The sequence below is a fragment of the Enterococcus sp. AZ149 genome (assembly GCF_051714285.1).
Taxonomy (GTDB): Bacteria; Bacillota; Bacilli; order Lactobacillales; family Enterococcaceae; genus Enterococcus_D; species Enterococcus_D entomosocium.
In genome coordinates this window covers 3502501-3518573 of record NZ_JBIORO010000001.1, presented here as the reverse complement: position 1 = coordinate 3518573, position 16073 = coordinate 3502501, and the positions used below count along the sequence as shown (strand labels likewise).

11 protein-coding genes, 2 rRNA genes and 1 other annotated feature (1 of these 14 running past the window's edge) are annotated in these 16073 nt (G+C 44.8%); of the genes, 7 read left to right on the top strand and 6 right to left on the bottom strand.

All coding sequences use genetic code 11. The annotated features are described in order from the left end of the window. Positions 1–5: 5 nt before the first annotated feature. The 4 genes from IGI94_RS16310 to guaB all read left to right on the top strand — a co-directional run bounded on the left by IGI94_RS16310 (position 6) and on the right by guaB (position 3754). The gene (locus IGI94_RS16310) at positions 6–194 is read left to right on the top strand and encodes a DUF951 domain-containing protein (protein ID WP_005226253.1); all 189 of its coding nucleotides are present in this window, start codon (positions 6–8) and stop codon (positions 192–194) included. Between the two features lie 8 nt (positions 195–202). Beyond that, entirely contained in the window at positions 203–1303 is a 1101-nt protein-coding gene (ychF, locus tag IGI94_RS16305) for a redox-regulated ATPase YchF (protein ID WP_005226252.1), read from the top strand. A gap of 71 nt (positions 1304–1374) precedes the next feature. Then, positions 1375–2067, top strand: coding sequence for a DUF1129 domain-containing protein (locus IGI94_RS16300; protein ID WP_005226251.1), 693 nt, complete (start codon positions 1375–1377; stop codon positions 2065–2067). Positions 2068–2269: 202 nt separating this feature from the next. Beyond that, on the top strand, positions 2270–3754 hold the full coding sequence (gene guaB / locus IGI94_RS16295) for an IMP dehydrogenase (protein WP_005226250.1): 1485 nt from the start codon (positions 2270–2272) through the stop codon (positions 3752–3754). 158 nt (positions 3755–3912) lie between these two features. Here the strand turns inward: guaB and IGI94_RS16290 are convergent, their stop codons facing one another. After that, entirely contained in the window at positions 3913–6618 is a 2706-nt protein-coding gene (locus tag IGI94_RS16290; RefSeq protein WP_101699579.1) for an FtsX-like permease family protein, read from the bottom strand. Between the two features lie 9 nt (positions 6619–6627). Next, positions 6628–7329 (bottom strand): ABC transporter ATP-binding protein, encoded by a 702-nt coding sequence (locus IGI94_RS16285; protein WP_008376960.1) that lies wholly within the window; start codon positions 7327–7329, stop codon positions 6628–6630. A gap of 85 nt (positions 7330–7414) precedes the next feature. Here IGI94_RS16285 and IGI94_RS16280 point away from each other — a divergent pair, with 85 nt between their 5' ends. Then, positions 7415–8041, top strand: coding sequence for a TetR/AcrR family transcriptional regulator (locus IGI94_RS16280; protein WP_005232942.1), 627 nt, complete (start codon positions 7415–7417; stop codon positions 8039–8041). A gap of 69 nt (positions 8042–8110) precedes the next feature. Here the strand turns inward: IGI94_RS16280 and IGI94_RS16275 are convergent, their stop codons facing one another. The 4 genes from IGI94_RS16275 to IGI94_RS16260 form a co-directional block, all read right to left on the bottom strand. Continuing rightward, on the bottom strand, positions 8111–9631 hold the full coding sequence (locus IGI94_RS16275) for a polysaccharide deacetylase family protein (RefSeq protein WP_101699578.1): 1521 nt from the start codon (positions 9629–9631) through the stop codon (positions 8111–8113). A 287-nt stretch (positions 9632–9918) separates the two neighbouring features. Further along, a complete protein-coding gene (gene serS, locus IGI94_RS16270) occupies positions 9919–11196 on the bottom strand; it encodes a serine--tRNA ligase (RefSeq protein WP_005232944.1) in 1278 nt (425 codons plus the stop codon). A 57-nt stretch (positions 11197–11253) separates the two neighbouring features. After that, positions 11254–11451: a binding site (T-box leader), on the bottom strand. Positions 11452–11486: 35 nt separating this feature from the next. After that, positions 11487–12695, bottom strand: coding sequence for a sensor histidine kinase (locus tag IGI94_RS16265; RefSeq protein WP_005232945.1), 1209 nt, complete (start codon positions 12693–12695; stop codon positions 11487–11489). Next, positions 12685–13374, bottom strand: coding sequence for a response regulator transcription factor (locus IGI94_RS16260; protein ID WP_008376963.1), 690 nt, complete (start codon positions 13372–13374; stop codon positions 12685–12687). Before IGI94_RS16260 ends, IGI94_RS16265 begins: the two co-directional genes overlap by 11 nt. Before the next feature lie 714 nt (positions 13375–14088). On the opposite strand from IGI94_RS16260, the gene IGI94_RS16255 reads away from it, so the two are divergent. Both IGI94_RS16255 and IGI94_RS16250 read left to right on the top strand, forming a co-directional pair. Continuing rightward, positions 14089–15648: ribosomal RNA gene (locus tag IGI94_RS16255) — 16S ribosomal RNA — on the top strand. 228 nt (positions 15649–15876) lie between these two features. After that, a 23S ribosomal RNA gene (locus tag IGI94_RS16250) occupies positions 15877–16073 on the top strand; it runs 2718 nt beyond the window's last position. The 16S and 23S rRNA genes sit together here, the layout of an rRNA operon.

Sequence of the window (16073 nt, the reverse complement as noted above, 5' to 3'; positions counted from 1 at the left end):
TAAAGATGTATGATCTTGGGGATATTGTCGAAATGAAAAAACCGCATGCCTGCAAAGCCAATCGTTGGGAAATCATCCGCATGGGGGCAGACATCAAAATAAAGTGTACGAATTGCGGCCACATCGTCATGATGACGCGCCGAGAATTTGATAAAAAGATGAAGAAAATCCTAGAAAAAAAAGAGAAAGAGTGAAGTGAAGCATGGCGTTAACTGCCGGAATCGTTGGATTGCCAAATGTGGGCAAATCTACTTTATTTAATGCAATAACCAAAGCAGGAGCAGAAGCCGCAAACTACCCGTTTGCGACGATCGATCCGAATGTAGGAATGGTGGAAGTGCCAGATTGGCGCTTACAGCGTTTAACAGAATTAGTCCGTCCGAAAAAGACGGTCCCAACCACCTTTGAATTTACGGATATTGCCGGAATCGTCCGCGGTGCCAGCAAAGGGGAAGGATTAGGGAACCAATTTTTGAGCCATATCCGCCAAGTGGATGCGATCTGTCATGTCGTTCGTTGTTTCGACGATGACAACATCACCCACGTGGAAGGCCGCGTGGACCCATTAGCTGATATCGACACCATCAATTTGGAGTTGGTTTTAGCGGATTTAGAATCCGTCAACAAGCGCTATACTCGGGTCGCAAAAATTGCCAAAACCAAAGACAAAGATGCAGTTGCGGAACTGGCCGTTCTTGATAAGATCAAACCGGTCCTAGAAGAAGGGATCTCTGCTCGTTCGATCGAATTTACAGATGAAGAACAGCGCATCGTCAAAAGTTTGTTTTTACTAACGACCAAACCAGTCTTATACGTTGCCAACGTAGCAGAAGAAGACGTGGCAGACTATGAAACCAATGACTATGTCAACAAAGTGAAAGAGTTTGCAGCAAGCGAAAATGCGGAAGTGATCGTCATCAGTGCTCGTGCTGAAGAAGAGATCGCTGAGCTGGAGGAAGAAGACAAAGCAGAGTTTTTAGAAGCATTAGGAATTGAAGAATCAGGGTTGGATCAATTGATTCGTGCCGCCTATGATTTGCTGGGTCTAGCAACGTACTTTACCGCTGGTGAACAAGAAGTGCGTGCGTGGACGTTCCGTAAAGGCATCAAAGCACCGCAAGCAGCGGGGATCATCCATACGGACTTTGAGCGCGGCTTTATTCGTGCGGAAACTGTTTCCTTTGAAGATCTGAACCAATACGGCACGATGCAAGCGGCCAAAGAAGCCGGTCGGGTACGTTTGGAAGGAAAAGATTATGTCGTGCAAGATGGCGACGTGATGTTGTTCCGTTTTAACGTATAAAGGGCTTTCTTCCCAGTGAATTTGTGGTAAAATGTCCATTGTGAAGAAAACGCAGAAGGGAGAATCAATTCATGGAACCAGAAACTCTGCGAAATTATGTTTCCGAAAATCGTGAATTAGAACAACAATTAACAAAACGAAACCAACAATATATATTTGATTTAAAAAAATCGCTAGAGGCAGCCAACCTTTCTGAAGAAGAAAAAACGATTGCCTTGCATGAGATGCTGCCGGTCTTAGTCAAAGAACAAAAAGGCGGCAAAACGGCCCGCCAATTATTTGGTACAGTGTCTGAACGTACCGAAGCCATCATCAACAAACCCGTTGAGCAAAAAGAATCCGGCCCCTTCTTGATGTGGTTGGATAACACCTTGCTGATTTTAGGGATTTTTGGGTTGATGCTAGGGGTTATGGGAATCTTTACTAGAGGACAAGCACAACCTTATGGCTTATTGACCCTCTTCTTGATGGCGATGCTTGCTGGTTGGGTCTTCTACTTGATGTACAAATACATGTATCAATATGAACGCCCGGGTGCTGATAAGAGCAAACGGCCGAAGATGTGGAAGATCATTTTGATTTTAGTCGCAGCCTTCATGCTATGGATCGTTGTGATCTCGCTTTCTGCGATGATCCAACCACCATTGAATCCACAAGTGGACCCTGTGATCGAAGCCTTGATCGGGGCAGTGGCATTAGCAGCGAAGTACTACTTGAAACGCAAATACAATATCATCAGCAGTCTGTCTGTTCCTAGAGGCTGATGGCTACACGTTGATCGTGCGCCTTCTTTTGTTAAAAAAGACCGCACGATCAGCGTGTTTTTTTAGAAAAAATGGCGAATTATGAGATTTGACCAAAGGTTTGAAGAGGATTATTAAGAAAGCTTTCCGAATGGTTGACTTATGAAAAAATCTTTGCTATTTTTTTTAAAATACCTAAAAACTTTAAGGAGTGGTTACAAAAATGTCCAACTGGGAAACCAAATTTGTAAAAAAAGGGTTAACGTTTGATGATGTCTTATTGATTCCGGCAGAAAGTCACGTCTTGCCAAATGACGTGGATATGAAAGTGCAGCTTGCCCCGAATATTACACTAAATATTCCAATCATAAGTGCCAGTATGGATACCGTAACTGATAGTAAAATGGCGATCTCAATGGCGCGTCAAGGCGGACTTGGCGTGATTCACAAAAACATGAGTATCGCCGCGCAAGCAGATGAAGTGCGCAAAGTAAAACGTTCTGAAAGCGGCGTGATCATCGATCCGTTTTTCTTAACACCAAGTCACTTAGTTGCTGATGCAGAACATTTGATGAGCAAGTACCGCATCAGCGGGGTACCGATCGTAGAAACGATGGAAAACCGCAAATTAGTCGGTATCATCACGAACCGCGACATGCGTTTTGTCACGGATTATACGATGCCGATCAATGATGTGATGACCAAAGACCAATTGATCACAGCACCTGTCGGTACTTCGTTGAAAGACGCGGAAAAAATCTTACAACAACACAAGATCGAAAAATTACCGATCGTTGATGAAGCAGGGATCTTAAGCGGGTTGATCACTATCAAAGATATTGAAAAAGTAATCGAATTCCCGAATGCAGCCAAAGACACGCATGGACGCCTATTAGTGGCAGCGGCAGTCGGCGTTACTAGCGATACCTTTGAACGAGCACAAGCATTATTGGATGCAGGCGTGGACGCGATCGTCATTGATACTGCCCATGGACACAGTGCGGGTGTTTTACGCAAAATCTCTGAAATTCGCGCGCATTTCCCAGAAGCGACATTGATTGCTGGAAATGTTGCCACTGCAGAAGGCACGAAAGCATTGTATGATGCTGGTGTCGATGTCGTAAAAGTCGGGATCGGTCCAGGATCGATCTGTACTACTCGGGTGGTAGCCGGTGTCGGAGTTCCTCAATTGACAGCGATCTATGATGCAGCCTCTGTGGCACGTCAATATGGCAAAGCAATCATTGCCGATGGTGGGATCAAGTACTCCGGCGATATCGTCAAAGCTTTAGCAGCTGGCGGACATGCTGTAATGCTCGGTAGCATGTTGGCAGGAACTGACGAATCACCAGGTGAATTTGAAATCTATCAAGGCCGTCGCTTCAAAACGTACCGCGGAATGGGTTCATTGGGGGCAATGGAAAAAGGCTCCAGCGACCGTTACTTCCAAGGGGGCGTAAATGAAGCCAACAAATTGGTTCCAGAAGGCATTGAAGGACGTGTCGCTTATAAAGGCAGCGTTTCTGATATCATCTTCCAAATGATCGGCGGGTTGAAATCAGGGATGGGTTATGTCGGTGCCGGCAATCTGCAGCAATTACGTGATGAAGCACAATTCATCCAAATGAGCGGCAACGGACTAAAAGAATCACATCCCCACGATGTTCAAATCACGAAAGAAGCACCAAACTACTCCGTAAAATCATAAAATGTTTCACGTGAAAACCAACGCCCCCTCTGTTCAAAAGTGGACAGTGGGGGCGTTTGGTTCTAAAAAAGGGTGCCGATCTTGCCAAAATGGCTGAGATCGGCACCCTTTTCTCTAAAATCGCTGCTGGATGATCAGCAAATCGCTTTAGCAGTAACTTATTCGTTTGATTTCAACGCATCGATCATATTGACATGAGTCAGTTTCACATGGGTGACGTACATCACGATGATCGTAAAGAGAATCGTCATGCCACCGGCTAAAGCATAAGCCGGCCAATTGATCACTAATGGAAAGACCATGTTCTCCATCGAAGCTTGGATCAAAATAAAGTCAGTCAAGAAGTAACCTACCACGTAACCTGCGAGAATCCCAAATAACGTAAAGACGATATTTTCTCGTACGATGTACATAGTCACTTCCTTATTGTAAAACCCTAATACTTTGATAGTAGAAAGCTCGCGAATCCGCTCGGAAACATTGATGTTGGTCAAGTTATACAAGACGACAAAGGCTAATGCCCCTGATAATACAACTAAGATCAAGACAATGGCGTTCAAGTTACCCATCGAATCATCCTGCATTTTGATCTGAGTGGAAAGGAACGTCGTGTTTTTGACTTTGTCGGTATCTAACAAGGCTGTTGATAAAGCTTCCTCTTGTTTTTTCGTCATCGTCTTGCTTTTGACTAAGAACGCATTTGGTTCAAAGGTACTATTGGTGATTTCTTCATAAACGGTCGGCGACAGATAAAGAGAATTGCCTAAATAATTTTCTGCGATGCCACTAATAGGTACTTCATAGGCTTCTTGATCGCTGGTATAGAAGGTCAATGTATCGCCAACGTGCAAATCATATAATTCTGCGTACTTCATAGTCAGCACGGCACCCTCTGTTAATGACAGCTTCTGTCCTGCCGTCGTTTTCAAATGGACATAGTCTGCAAAAGCATCCTGATCTGCCGGAACCATCAAGGTCAGACTTTGTTTTCCTTGGTTAGTCGGTCGAATCTCGATCGTTTCATTGTAGACTAGCATCGAATGGGTCACAAGAGGCTCGTCTGTTAAAACCGTTTCAGCGGCAGCAACGGTTTCTTCCTTCGCATCATTTAAGGTCACGACGGCTTGATAATCCGTAATGGGCCCAAATTGTTTTGCAGTCACGGCACTTAGAGAATCTTTCAACCCAACGCCTGCCACCATCAGTCCCGTACAACCGGCGATGCCAATGATTGCCATGATCATTCGCGATTTGTAGCGGAAGATGTTACGGAAGCTGACTTTTTGATTGAAGCTTAAACGGGACCATAAGGGGGTAATTGCTTCTAATAAAATCCGTTTCCCGGGCTTTGGTGCGCGAACTTGCAGCAGCTGGGCAGGTTTTTCCCGCAATTCTTTGATCAGAACAAACAGACAGGCACCAAGCGTCGCCAGTAAAAAGGCGATTGCGGCCAAAATAATTGGCGACCAGACATAATAGACGCGAATCCCGTCTAAAAGATACCGTTCGCTGGATAGGAAATAGATCAAACGCGGCAACAGTTCGGTTCCTAATACGGCACCACTAATAATGCCAATGGCCGAAGAAAGGAGGGCATAAATCAAATATTTAAGGGAGATCTCGACTTTGCCATAGCCCATCGCTTTTAAGGTACCGATCTCTTTGCGGTTTTCTTCTACCATCCGCGTCAGTGTCGTAAAGGTGATCAACGCAGCGATAAAGAAGAAGAAGACAGGAAACACATTGGCGATTGCTGCGATACGATCAGACAGCCCACCATATTCTTGGAAACCGGGATTGTCTTTGCGTTGGTTGTAAAGATACGTCGGCTCTGCCAAGTCTTCGATCTCTGCCCGTTTTTCTGCCAGTGTTTGTTGGGCATCGGTTAGTTCTTGTTGCTGTTCATCTAATTGGTCTTGCTGCTGTGTCAATTCTGCTTCTCCAGCCGCCAATTGGCCTTCGAGGGCTGCTTGTTGTACGGGCGGCAGCTGTGCCAAGGCGGCTTGCTGTTGTTCTAGTTCCGCTTTGGCCTGATCCAGTTGGGCTTGTCCATCAGCTAACTGTTTTTGTCCATCGCGGACTTCTTTTTCTGCAGGGGCTAATTCATCAAAAGCGTCTTGTTGAATTTCTGCTAAGCGTTCCTTAGGACGGTCCGCAAACAGTTCCTCAATCGTTTCTTGATGGGCTGCCATCTTGTCGGTGTACGTATCGGAGTATGTTTCAAGCCCGGCGACATCATCAAAGGCGAGATAGAGGATCGATTTGACCTCCATCGTGAACTGTTCTTCCGGTACATAAGCAAAGTACGTCACGACACCGCTGCCGACATTTGCATAGCCCCGTTCGGCAGCACTGATATAAATGGGAGAAGTGGCAAACCCAACGATCGTATACTCTTTGTCCGACAGATTATCGGCATCATCGATCGTAAAAGTATCACCTATTTGCCAGCCATAATTTTTTGCTTCGGTGTCCAGCACGATTTCATCGGCTTTTTCTGGCAGTCGGCCGTCCTTCACCAGTAACTGGTTGAGTTCCTGTGAGGGGTCATAGGAGGTCACTTGCACGACTTCATCTGAATTGGCAGCGTAATAAAATTGATAGGCGGCTTCTGTGTGAGCACCGCTTTTTTCCGCGGCATCAATGTCGTCCTTCGTCAGTCCCAGTGTTGAAGTGACTTGCAGATCTGCTAATTGCTGGCCGTTGACATATTCACTCGCGGAATGGTTCAGGATCGGGCCGGTCGATTTGACACCGACAAAGAGAAACGTTCCTAAAAAAATGATCAAGGTGATTGCGATAAAGCGGCCTTTTGATTGGCGAATCTCTCGCAAACTTGCTTTAAGATAGGTCTTATTTTTCATCAGATCCTCCTACCAAACGATTTCATCGATCGAGATGGGATGAGGATTCTCTTCAATGGAACGGACAGTGGCATCGTTGATATGGATCACCCGATCGGCGATCGGGGCAATGGCGCTATTATGGGTGATGATCAACACCGTATTGCCATTTTTCCGGCTAGCGTTTTGCAAAAGCTTCAACACTTGTTTTCCTGTTTCAAAGTCCAAAGCACCAGTCGGTTCATCGCATAGCAGCAGTTTCGGGTTCTTGGCTAACGCCCGAGCGATCGATACCCGCTGCTGTTCCCCACCAGAAAGCTGAGAAGGAAAGTTGTTTTTGCGGTTTTCTAACCCGACTTGGGCCAAGACTTCATCAGGATCGAGTGCATTCGGTGAGACTTCAGTAGCCAATTCAATGTTTTCTTTTGCTGTCAGATTTGGGACCAAATTATAAAACTGGAAGACAAACCCAACGTCTGTGCGGCGGTATTCTGTTAATTGTTTGTCGTTAAACTTCGCGATATCAACATTGTCGATAATGATTTCTCCTTCATCTGGCGAGTCCATCCCGCCTAAGATATTCAAAACGGTCGATTTTCCGGCACCACTAGGTCCAAGAATCACCACTAATTCGCCTTCTTCAATGGCAAAGGAAAGATCATTGTTGGCAGTGATAGTGGTTTCGCCCATCTGATAGCGTTTATATTCATTCTTTACTTCAACATAACTCATTAATAAAGCCTCCATTTTTTAAACACGTGTTGATTTAATCACATGGTGTTAGTATACTAAGAAAGAAAAGTAAGAGCAATCCTCAATGCTTGCTTATTTGTCATTAAATAGACAAATATTGATTAAATGTACAGAGAAAAGGGGAAACGATATGGTAGGGACTGTCGGGAACCGTCGAACGATCTACTCGAAAAAAGTGATCCGGCGCGCCTTTCAGGAGTTATTGTTGGAAAAAGAGTATCGCAAAATCACGATCAAAGAGATTGCGGAACGAGCAGATATCAATCGGGGAACATTTTATAAATATTATAAGGACACAGCCGCTTTGTTGGAGGAGATCGAAGGGGAGCTCGTTGAGCAGATCGCATCGAACTTGCAGCAGGAAAATTTGTCATTGGATCTTTGGCTGGAAAAACTATTGACGATTTTGTATGAGAATCCTAGTACCACCCATTTGATTTTGTTGAACAACAGCCATTTGCTGAATCTTTTGTTGTCAGAAATCAAACCGGAGACCTTGAAACGATTTGCCCAATACTTTCAAGATGCTTCCGAGGAAGAATTGGAACTGTGCCTTAGCTTTTTTGTCTGCGGGTCTATCGGTTTGATCGAACGCTGGCTCAAAGATTTTTCAACGATGCCGCCAAAAGCTGTCGCTGATCTATTGATTCAAATTTTTGTGACTAATGTGTATGAAGAAAAGAAGGGCTAAAAAAGAGGGAATGATCCAATAACTAAAAAGGAACGCAGCAAGAGACAATTTGCTGCGTTCCTTTTTCTCTTAATCAACGAGGCGTTCATCGTTCATCCCAAAGTATTGATGCAACGGTTTTTGCCGTGCTTCTAATAATTGATCGACGGTCACGAATTCGTAGCCTTCGTTTTTGAGTGTTTTAATGACTCCCGGTACGGCTTTCACAGATTTCGGGTGAATATCATGGATCAAGATCATGGCACCATTAAAGACATTTTGTTGAACCAAGGCATTGATTTTCTTCGGATCCTTCAATTTCCAGTCTTGAGAATCGATGTCCCATTGAATGATCGGCATGCCGATGGTTTCTGCGCTTTGTTTGTCGATAGCGCCATAAGGGGGCCGTAAATTCCTAGGTAGTAAACCCGTCGCATTGTAAATGGCTTTATTGGTTTTCGTAACTTCTGCCTGCAAATCTTCCGCTGAAAGAGTATTCAGCTGCGGATGAGAGTAAGAATGACTGGCGATCTCGTGTCCAGCTTCTTGGACTTTTTTGGCGGCTTGCGGATATTGCTCAACCATTTGTCCCAGCATAAAGAAGGTCGCTTTGACGTCATTTTCTTGTAAGATGTTCAAAAGGTCCATAGTGGAGGTACTGTTGGGTCCATCATCAAAGGTCAATGCCACGTATTTTTTATTGGGGTCAAGACTTGGCAAGGCATTGTTGAGTTGGTCAGCAGCTACGAGATCAGGATCAATGAATGGGGCGATCTCGCTGTAAGACAGGGTGATTTCTGTCGCTTCCGTCTGATTTTTTGGCAATTCGATGGTCAGCTTCTCTGGATCGTAAGTAAATTTCGAATCGAAGGTGATCCGCTCCATGGCCAAGACGGCGTCGATGATTTTGGCGGGTTCTTTTGCTTGATCCAGCAGTTTCTGCTGAATGACTTGTTGAATACCTAATAAGCTGCCTTCATCAGGAACCAGTTCTTTCAAAGACAATTCGGTTTGCGTCTTCTCTGATACGAAGATCGGTGCATCCGTTAGGCTTTCCGCATCTTCAAAACGTCCGGTTTCTCGATTCCACACATAGCTGTCGGCTTTCAATGAATAAGTAGACACCTTTGAAGCCGCTGCTTGTGCTTGGATGCGGGCAACGGTGACGACTTCTTTATTCGTTTGTTTTTTACGCAAGTTATCAGCGGCTTGTGTTAACCGTTCTTTGATATCTTTGATGGGAAACGTATCGAGGTCTTGCGGGCAGTAGATCAGTTCTTTGTTTGTTCCTTCTGAGAGCACTTCAGGCGATGTTTTTAACCCATTTTGGCTTTGTTCTGCTTGGATTGATGCCAGTAATTTCTCTGCAGCTGCCTCATATTTTGCTTTGGCCGCAACTTCTTGTTGGTGCAAGGTGTAAAGAACCGAGCCAGCCGTTGCGATCAAAACGATCAATAATAAGGCAAATAAGGAAAAAATTGCTTTCCGATACGGCTTCTTTCTCGAGGGTGGTCCTTTCGGTCTTTCTTCAGCTGATGCTGTTCGTTTTTGATTATTGTTTGGTTTCTTGTGCAAGTCACTCCGACGGGCATAGGTCTTTCGTTCGGGCATTGGTGAAGCTCCCTTCATTCCATCCTAAATTATGCCCACGTTACCATAAGTCACAGGCACTTTCAACGATCATGCCCGGTTTCTGATAGAGGATTAAAAAGACAAAGGGATTTTTCTAATTATTCGCTTAAAAATTACAGCCTTGTTGCGTTGTTTCTCTTGCAAGAAGTGATCAAAGTGGTTAGGGAGATGGAAACCACTCTAGGCTACGTAAACAAGAAAACCCCTAGGCAACAGCTCACGCGGTGTGACTGTTCTCTAGGGGTTGCTACTGAGGTTACTAAGGCTTAGGCTTTTTCAATTTTTGTCAGTCCGCCCATATAAGGAACCAGAACTTCTGGTACCGTTACACTGCCGTCTTCGTTTTGATAATTTTCAAGCACTGCGGCTACCGTCCGACCGACAGCCAAACCAGAGCCGTTTAGTGTATGCATGTAGTGAATCTTGCCCTCTTGATCACGGTAACGGATCATGGCACGACGTGCTTGGAAGTCTTCACAGTTTGAGCAAGAGCTGATCTCACGATACATCTCTTGGGCAGGGATCCATACTTCTAAATCATAGGTCTTCGCTGCAGAAAAGCCCATATCTCCTGTACACAAGCTAAGCACACGGTAAGGTAAATTGAGTTTTTGCAAAATATCTTCGGCATTAGCCGTCATTTTCTCTAATTCTTCATAAGAATGTTCTGCATCACTGAATTTCACCATTTCGACTTTATTGAATTGGTGCAAGCGAATCAAACCGCGAGTGTCACGGCCAGCGCTGCCGGCTTCTGAACGAAATGATGGGCTCAAGGCAGTGAAGTAGGCAGGGAGCTGTTCTTGTTCTAAGATCTCCCCTTGATAGTAGTTGGTCAAAGGTACTTCCGCAGTCGGGATCAAAGTCAAATCAGTGTCTGCCAATTGGAAAACATCTTCTTTAAACTTCGGAAATTGCCCAGTACCGAACATTGCTTGGCTGTTGACGATATACGGGGTGATCATCTCCGTATACCCATGCTCATAAACATGCTGATCCAACATGAAGTTGTATAAGGCACGTTCCAAACGAGCACCTAAGCCTTTGTAGTAAACAAAACGGCTACCAGAAACTTTGGCACCCCGCTCAAAGTCGAGAATCCCCAAGTCTTCTGCGATCTCCCAATGGGGTTTTGGTTCAAAGGCAAAGGTTTTTGGGTCTGCCCAACGGCGGACTTCTACATTGTCATCTTCATCTTTGCCCACCGGAACAGAATCATTCGGCAAGTTCGGCAACGTCGTGGCGATCTCTTTGATGTCTTCATCAATTTGAGCGATCTCTTCATCCAATTGCTTAATTTGGCTGCCGACTTCTTTCATTTGGGCAATTTTATCTGCCGCATCTTCTTTCGCCCGTTTCAAGGCGGCGATCTCACCAGAAACCTCATTACGCAATTTCTTGCGCTCTTCCGTTTGGACTAAGAGTTCTCGGCGACGCTCATCAAGTGTTAAAAAGCGGTCCAACACTTCTTTTTGGACACCTCGTGTTGCGAGTTTGCTTTGTACTTCAGCAAAATTTTGGCGAATCATTTTTACATCTAACATAGTGATACATCCTCCTTTGATTTTTCCATAGAAAAAAGGCCATTCCAATCCCGTATTGCTTGGGACGAAATGACCATTCGCGGTGCCACCCAAGTTCAGCTTGCGCTGCCCTTGCTGCTCGTATCGTGAGCCAACGATTTTTCTTTCGAAAAATACACGTTAAAGAACTGGATTCTATTTTTTCCAACACTGATTTTCACCAACCATCAGCTCTCTATACAGATGAAAAAAATATACTAGGTTCTGTGCCTTGATTATTTTCTCTAGCATACCCAAAAAATGTTGGGTCGTCAACCATAGGTTTGTGTGTTGGATAAGTTGTTGCGTTTCAACGGGAGATGGATAATAAAGGACGTCCATTCCGGCGTTGACTTGGCATAGATATAGCCGCCATGTAAGGCGACGATGCTTTGAGCGATCGCTAGACCTAAGCCAGTTCCTCCTGTTTCTTGAGAGCGGGATTCTTCCACTCGGTAGAAACGGTCGAATAGAGAATCAAGGGCTTGCTTAGGGATCATTTGCCCATTGTTTTTGACTGTTAAGATCGCTTCGGTCCCGACTTTCTCGACTTCCATGCGGATCTTATCGGCGCCTTTGCCGTATTTCAAGGCATTCGAAAGCAAGTTATTGAAGACCCGCACCAGTTTTTCGGTATCGCCATCCATCTCGATGTGTTCCGGACGGGTGTATGTTTCAATCTTGATGCCTTTCCGACTAGCTTCTAATTCAAAGTCCGCCGCCAATTGTTCCACTAGCTGGGCCATGTCAAATTCCATCACATTGATTGGGACGCTAGGCTGGCGCACTTTTGTATATTCAAACAAATCATCGACAAGGGATTTCATTTGCTTGGCTTTGACATACGCCGTATGGGTATATTTCAGCAATTCTTCTTCTGAATGGTATTGTCGATCTTCAATTAGACCTAAATAGCCGATGATCGAAGTCAACGGTGTTCGAATGTCATGACTGACATTGGTAATCAGCTCATCTTTGGATTGCTCGATCCGTCGTTCATCTTCAATCGCCGCCACCGTACTGTCGACTAAGCCATTGATATTAGAAACGATCCGACTTAAATCGCCCCGTAACTCGAAGGGAATGCGATGATCGTAATTGCCTTCCGCAATAAAATGAAGCTCGCTGATGATGTGACGTAGCTGCATTTGATGGTAGCGACGAATCAAACGCCAATATAAGACGATCACATCTAATAGGAAGAACATCGGTAGAATGAAGTTGCGCCCACTGCGGAAGATATCTGTATTAAAGGCAGATGTGAAAGCATTCTTCGATGCGTAGATGGCATCAACTAAATCTGGTGAATTTTCAACGATTGAGGTCAAGATGACCAAAATAGCGATATTTAATAGAAGTAAAAGAACAATCGTTACAATTCCTTCGGCAAATAACTCACTGATTTCCTTTGAGGTCAGCGTGATCCGTTTCTTTTTTTCGATGGGTGTGTTGCGCTTTTTTTCAGTTGGTTTACTTCGCATCTATTTTGTAGCCGACCCCCCATACTGTTTGGATGACTTTTTCACCATCCGTGGCTTCTTCGATCTTATCTCGTAAGTGACTGACATGGACCATAACTGTTTTGGCAGAAACGACACTTTCTTGTTTCCAAACTCGTTCAAAAATCTCATCGGCGCTAAAGACACGGTTCGGATGCGATGCCAGCAAGTAGAGGATACCGAATTCTAATGCAGTCAATTGAATTTCGTTGCCATCGACGGTTTTTACTTCATGGGAATCGCGATTGATAATAAGGGAGCTTACTTCTAGAATCTCTGGTTGATTTGAAGCAGCCTGCATCTTGGTTCTTCTCAATAGCGATTTTACCCGGGCCATAACTTCTAATGGGTTGAAAGGTTTGGTGACATAGTCATCCGCACCGGCGACCAATCCACGAATCTTATCCATATCGGTTGTTTTAGCGGTCAGCATAATAATAGGGATTTGGGATTCTTTTCTCAATTCTTTCACGACTTGCATGCCATCCATTTCTGGCATCATGATATCTAAGATCAATAGTTCGATATCAGAAGTGGTGCGGATCTTGGTCAGTGCTTCTTTTCCATCATATGCTTTGACCGATTCATAACCTTCATTGTGTAAATAAATGCTTAATAGTTCTACGATCTCTTTGTCATCATCTGCTACAAGTATTTTCATACTGGGTCCTCCTAGGAACAATATTCTTTTCTCCATTTTAGCAAATATTCCACAAAATAGATAAAATCATACTTAAATTTATAAGAATGATAGGAATTAAGAAAACACAAAAAGGAAAAAGACGAACGATAGGCAAATAATAACGGAAAAAGTCCTTAAAAAAGGCGGAAATCACGGACTAAAAATCACGAATCATCTTTGGAAACGGAGTAACTAGAAACGTTGGTCTATCAATCATTTTATGGTTGACGAATAGCGCAAGTCTTGGTATATTATTACATGTGCCAAATGACTAAACGAATTCGTAAAAAGAATTTAAAAAAGTGGTTGACGCACAGCTCGACAGATGATATTATAACGAAGTCGCAATTTTAAAATAGTTAATCGATGTTGATACATCAACAAAATTAATTAAAAAAAGTTGTTGACAAATAACAAATCATTTGTTATTCTAATGAAGTCGCTGAGACAGCCGCTGCGAAGTTGAAAAACAACGAGCGAAAAAAACTTTTAAAAAAGAGTTGACAATCAAACGTCGCTCTGATATGATATAAAAGTTGCTAACACAGCACTGTAGACCTTTGAAAACTGAACAAAGCAAGCAAACGAACCAATGTGTAGGACGTTTCAATTTATTGAAACAAATACATGCAAGCAATAGCTAGCAAAGTTAATTTTTATGAGCTTAATGACCGTATGGTCATTCAAACAAATCATTATGAGAGTTTGATCCTGGCTCAGGACGAACGCTGGCGGCGTGCCTAATACATGCAAGTCGAACGCTTTTTCTTTCACCGGAGCTTGCTCCACCGAAAGAAAAAGAGTGGCGAACGGGTGAGTAACACGTGGGTAACCTGCCCATCAGAAGGGGATAACACTTGGAAACAGGTGCTAATACCGTATAACACTATTTTCCGCATGGAAGAAAGTTGAAAGGCGCTTTTGCGTCACTGATGGATGGACCCGCGGTGCATTAGCTAGTTGGTGAGGTAACGGCTCACCAAGGCAACGATGCATAGCCGACCTGAGAGGGTGATCGGCCACACTGGGACTGAGACACGGCCCAGACTCCTACGGGAGGCAGCAGTAGGGAATCTTCGGCAATGGACGAAAGTCTGACCGAGCAACGCCGCGTGAGTGAAGAAGGTTTTCGGATCGTAAAACTCTGTTGTTAGAGAAGAACAAGGATGAGAGTAGAACGTTCATCCCTTGACGGTATCTAACCAGAAAGCCACGGCTAACTACGTGCCAGCAGCCGCGGTAATACGTAGGTGGCAAGCGTTGTCCGGATTTATTGGGCGTAAAGCGAGCGCAGGCGGTTTCTTAAGTCTGATGTGAAAGCCCCCGGCTCAACCGGGGAGGGTCATTGGAAACTGGGAGACTTGAGTGCAGAAGAGGAGAGTGGAATTCCATGTGTAGCGGTGAAATGCGTAGATATATGGAGGAACACCAGTGGCGAAGGCGGCTCTCTGGTCTGTAACTGACGCTGAGGCTCGAAAGCGTGGGGAGCGAACAGGATTAGATACCCTGGTAGTCCACGCCGTAAACGATGAGTGCTAAGTGTTGGAGGGTTTCCGCCCTTCAGTGCTGCAGCAAACGCATTAAGCACTCCGCCTGGGGAGTACGACCGCAAGGTTGAAACTCAAAGGAATTGACGGGGGCCCGCACAAGCGGTGGAGCATGTGGTTTAATTCGAAGCAACGCGAAGAACCTTACCAGGTCTTGACATCCTTTGACCACTCTAGAGATAGAGCTTCCCCTTCGGGGGCAAAGTGACAGGTGGTGCATGGTTGTCGTCAGCTCGTGTCGTGAGATGTTGGGTTAAGTCCCGCAACGAGCGCAACCCTTATTGTTAGTTGCCATCATTTAGTTGGGCACTCTAGCGAGACTGCCGGTGACAAACCGGAGGAAGGTGGGGATGACGTCAAATCATCATGCCCCTTATGACCTGGGCTACACACGTGCTACAATGGGAAGTACAACGAGTTGCGAAGTCGCGAGGCTAAGCTAATCTCTTAAAGCTTCTCTCAGTTCGGATTGTAGGCTGCAACTCGCCTACATGAAGCCGGAATCGCTAGTAATCGCGGATCAGCACGCCGCGGTGAATACGTTCCCGGGCCTTGTACACACCGCCCGTCACACCACGAGAGTTTGTAACACCCGAAGTCGGTGAGGTAACCTTTTTGGAGCCAGCCGCCTAAGGTGGGATAGATGATTGGGGTGAAGTCGTAACAAGGTAGCCGTATCGGAAGGTGCGGCTGGATCACCTCCTTTCTAAGGAATATTTCGGAAGACTACACATCGTTTGCCTTTGTTCAGTTTTGAGAGGTTTACTCTCAAACAAATTTGTTCATTGAAAACTGGATATCGAAGAAAAAATCAAAACAAGTAACACACACCGAGTTGAAATGTTAAAAGAGTTTTTTAATAAGTTCAACGCTTATTTTCTTGAGCAACCTTCTATCGCTAGAAGAAGTACTCAAAACCGACCGTAAGGTCAAAGGTTAAGTGAATAAGGGCGCACGGTGGATGCCTTGGCACTAGGAGCCGATGAAGGACGGGACTAACACCGATATGCTTTGGGGAGCTGTAAGTAAGCTATGATCCAGAGATTTCCGAATGGGGAAACCCAGCATCTTTTATAGGATGTTACGACTGCGTGAATACATAGCGCAGTCGAGGTAGACGCAGAGAACTGA

What these genes read in the sequence shown, in the direction of transcription:
- IGI94_RS16260 (WP_008376963.1), bottom strand. Translation starts at nt 13,374, where the DNA reads ATGAAAATACTTGTAGCAGATGATGACAAAGAGATCGTAGAACTATTA.
- IGI94_RS16280 (WP_005232942.1), top strand. Translation starts at nt 7,415, where the DNA reads ATGCTTGCTTATTTGTCATTAAATAGACAAATATTGATTAAATGTACA.
- IGI94_RS16310 (WP_005226253.1), top strand. Translation starts at nt 6, where the DNA reads ATGTATGATCTTGGGGATATTGTCGAAATGAAAAAACCGCATGCCTGC.
- guaB (WP_005226250.1), top strand. Translation starts at nt 2,270, where the DNA reads ATGTCCAACTGGGAAACCAAATTTGTAAAAAAAGGGTTAACGTTTGAT.
- IGI94_RS16290 (WP_101699579.1), bottom strand. Translation starts at nt 6,618, where the DNA reads ATGAAAAATAAGACCTATCTTAAAGCAAGTTTGCGAGAGATTCGCCAA.
- IGI94_RS16265 (WP_005232945.1), bottom strand. Translation starts at nt 12,695, where the DNA reads ATGCGAAGTAAACCAACTGAAAAAAAGCGCAACACACCCATCGAAAAA.
- IGI94_RS16285 (WP_008376960.1), bottom strand. Translation starts at nt 7,329, where the DNA reads ATGAGTTATGTTGAAGTAAAGAATGAATATAAACGCTATCAGATGGGC.
- IGI94_RS16300 (WP_005226251.1), top strand. Translation starts at nt 1,375, where the DNA reads ATGGAACCAGAAACTCTGCGAAATTATGTTTCCGAAAATCGTGAATTA.
- ychF (WP_005226252.1), top strand. Translation starts at nt 203, where the DNA reads ATGGCGTTAACTGCCGGAATCGTTGGATTGCCAAATGTGGGCAAATCT.
- serS (WP_005232944.1), bottom strand. Translation starts at nt 11,196, where the DNA reads ATGTTAGATGTAAAAATGATTCGCCAAAATTTTGCTGAAGTACAAAGC.
- IGI94_RS16275 (WP_101699578.1), bottom strand. Translation starts at nt 9,631, where the DNA reads ATGCCCGAACGAAAGACCTATGCCCGTCGGAGTGACTTGCACAAGAAA.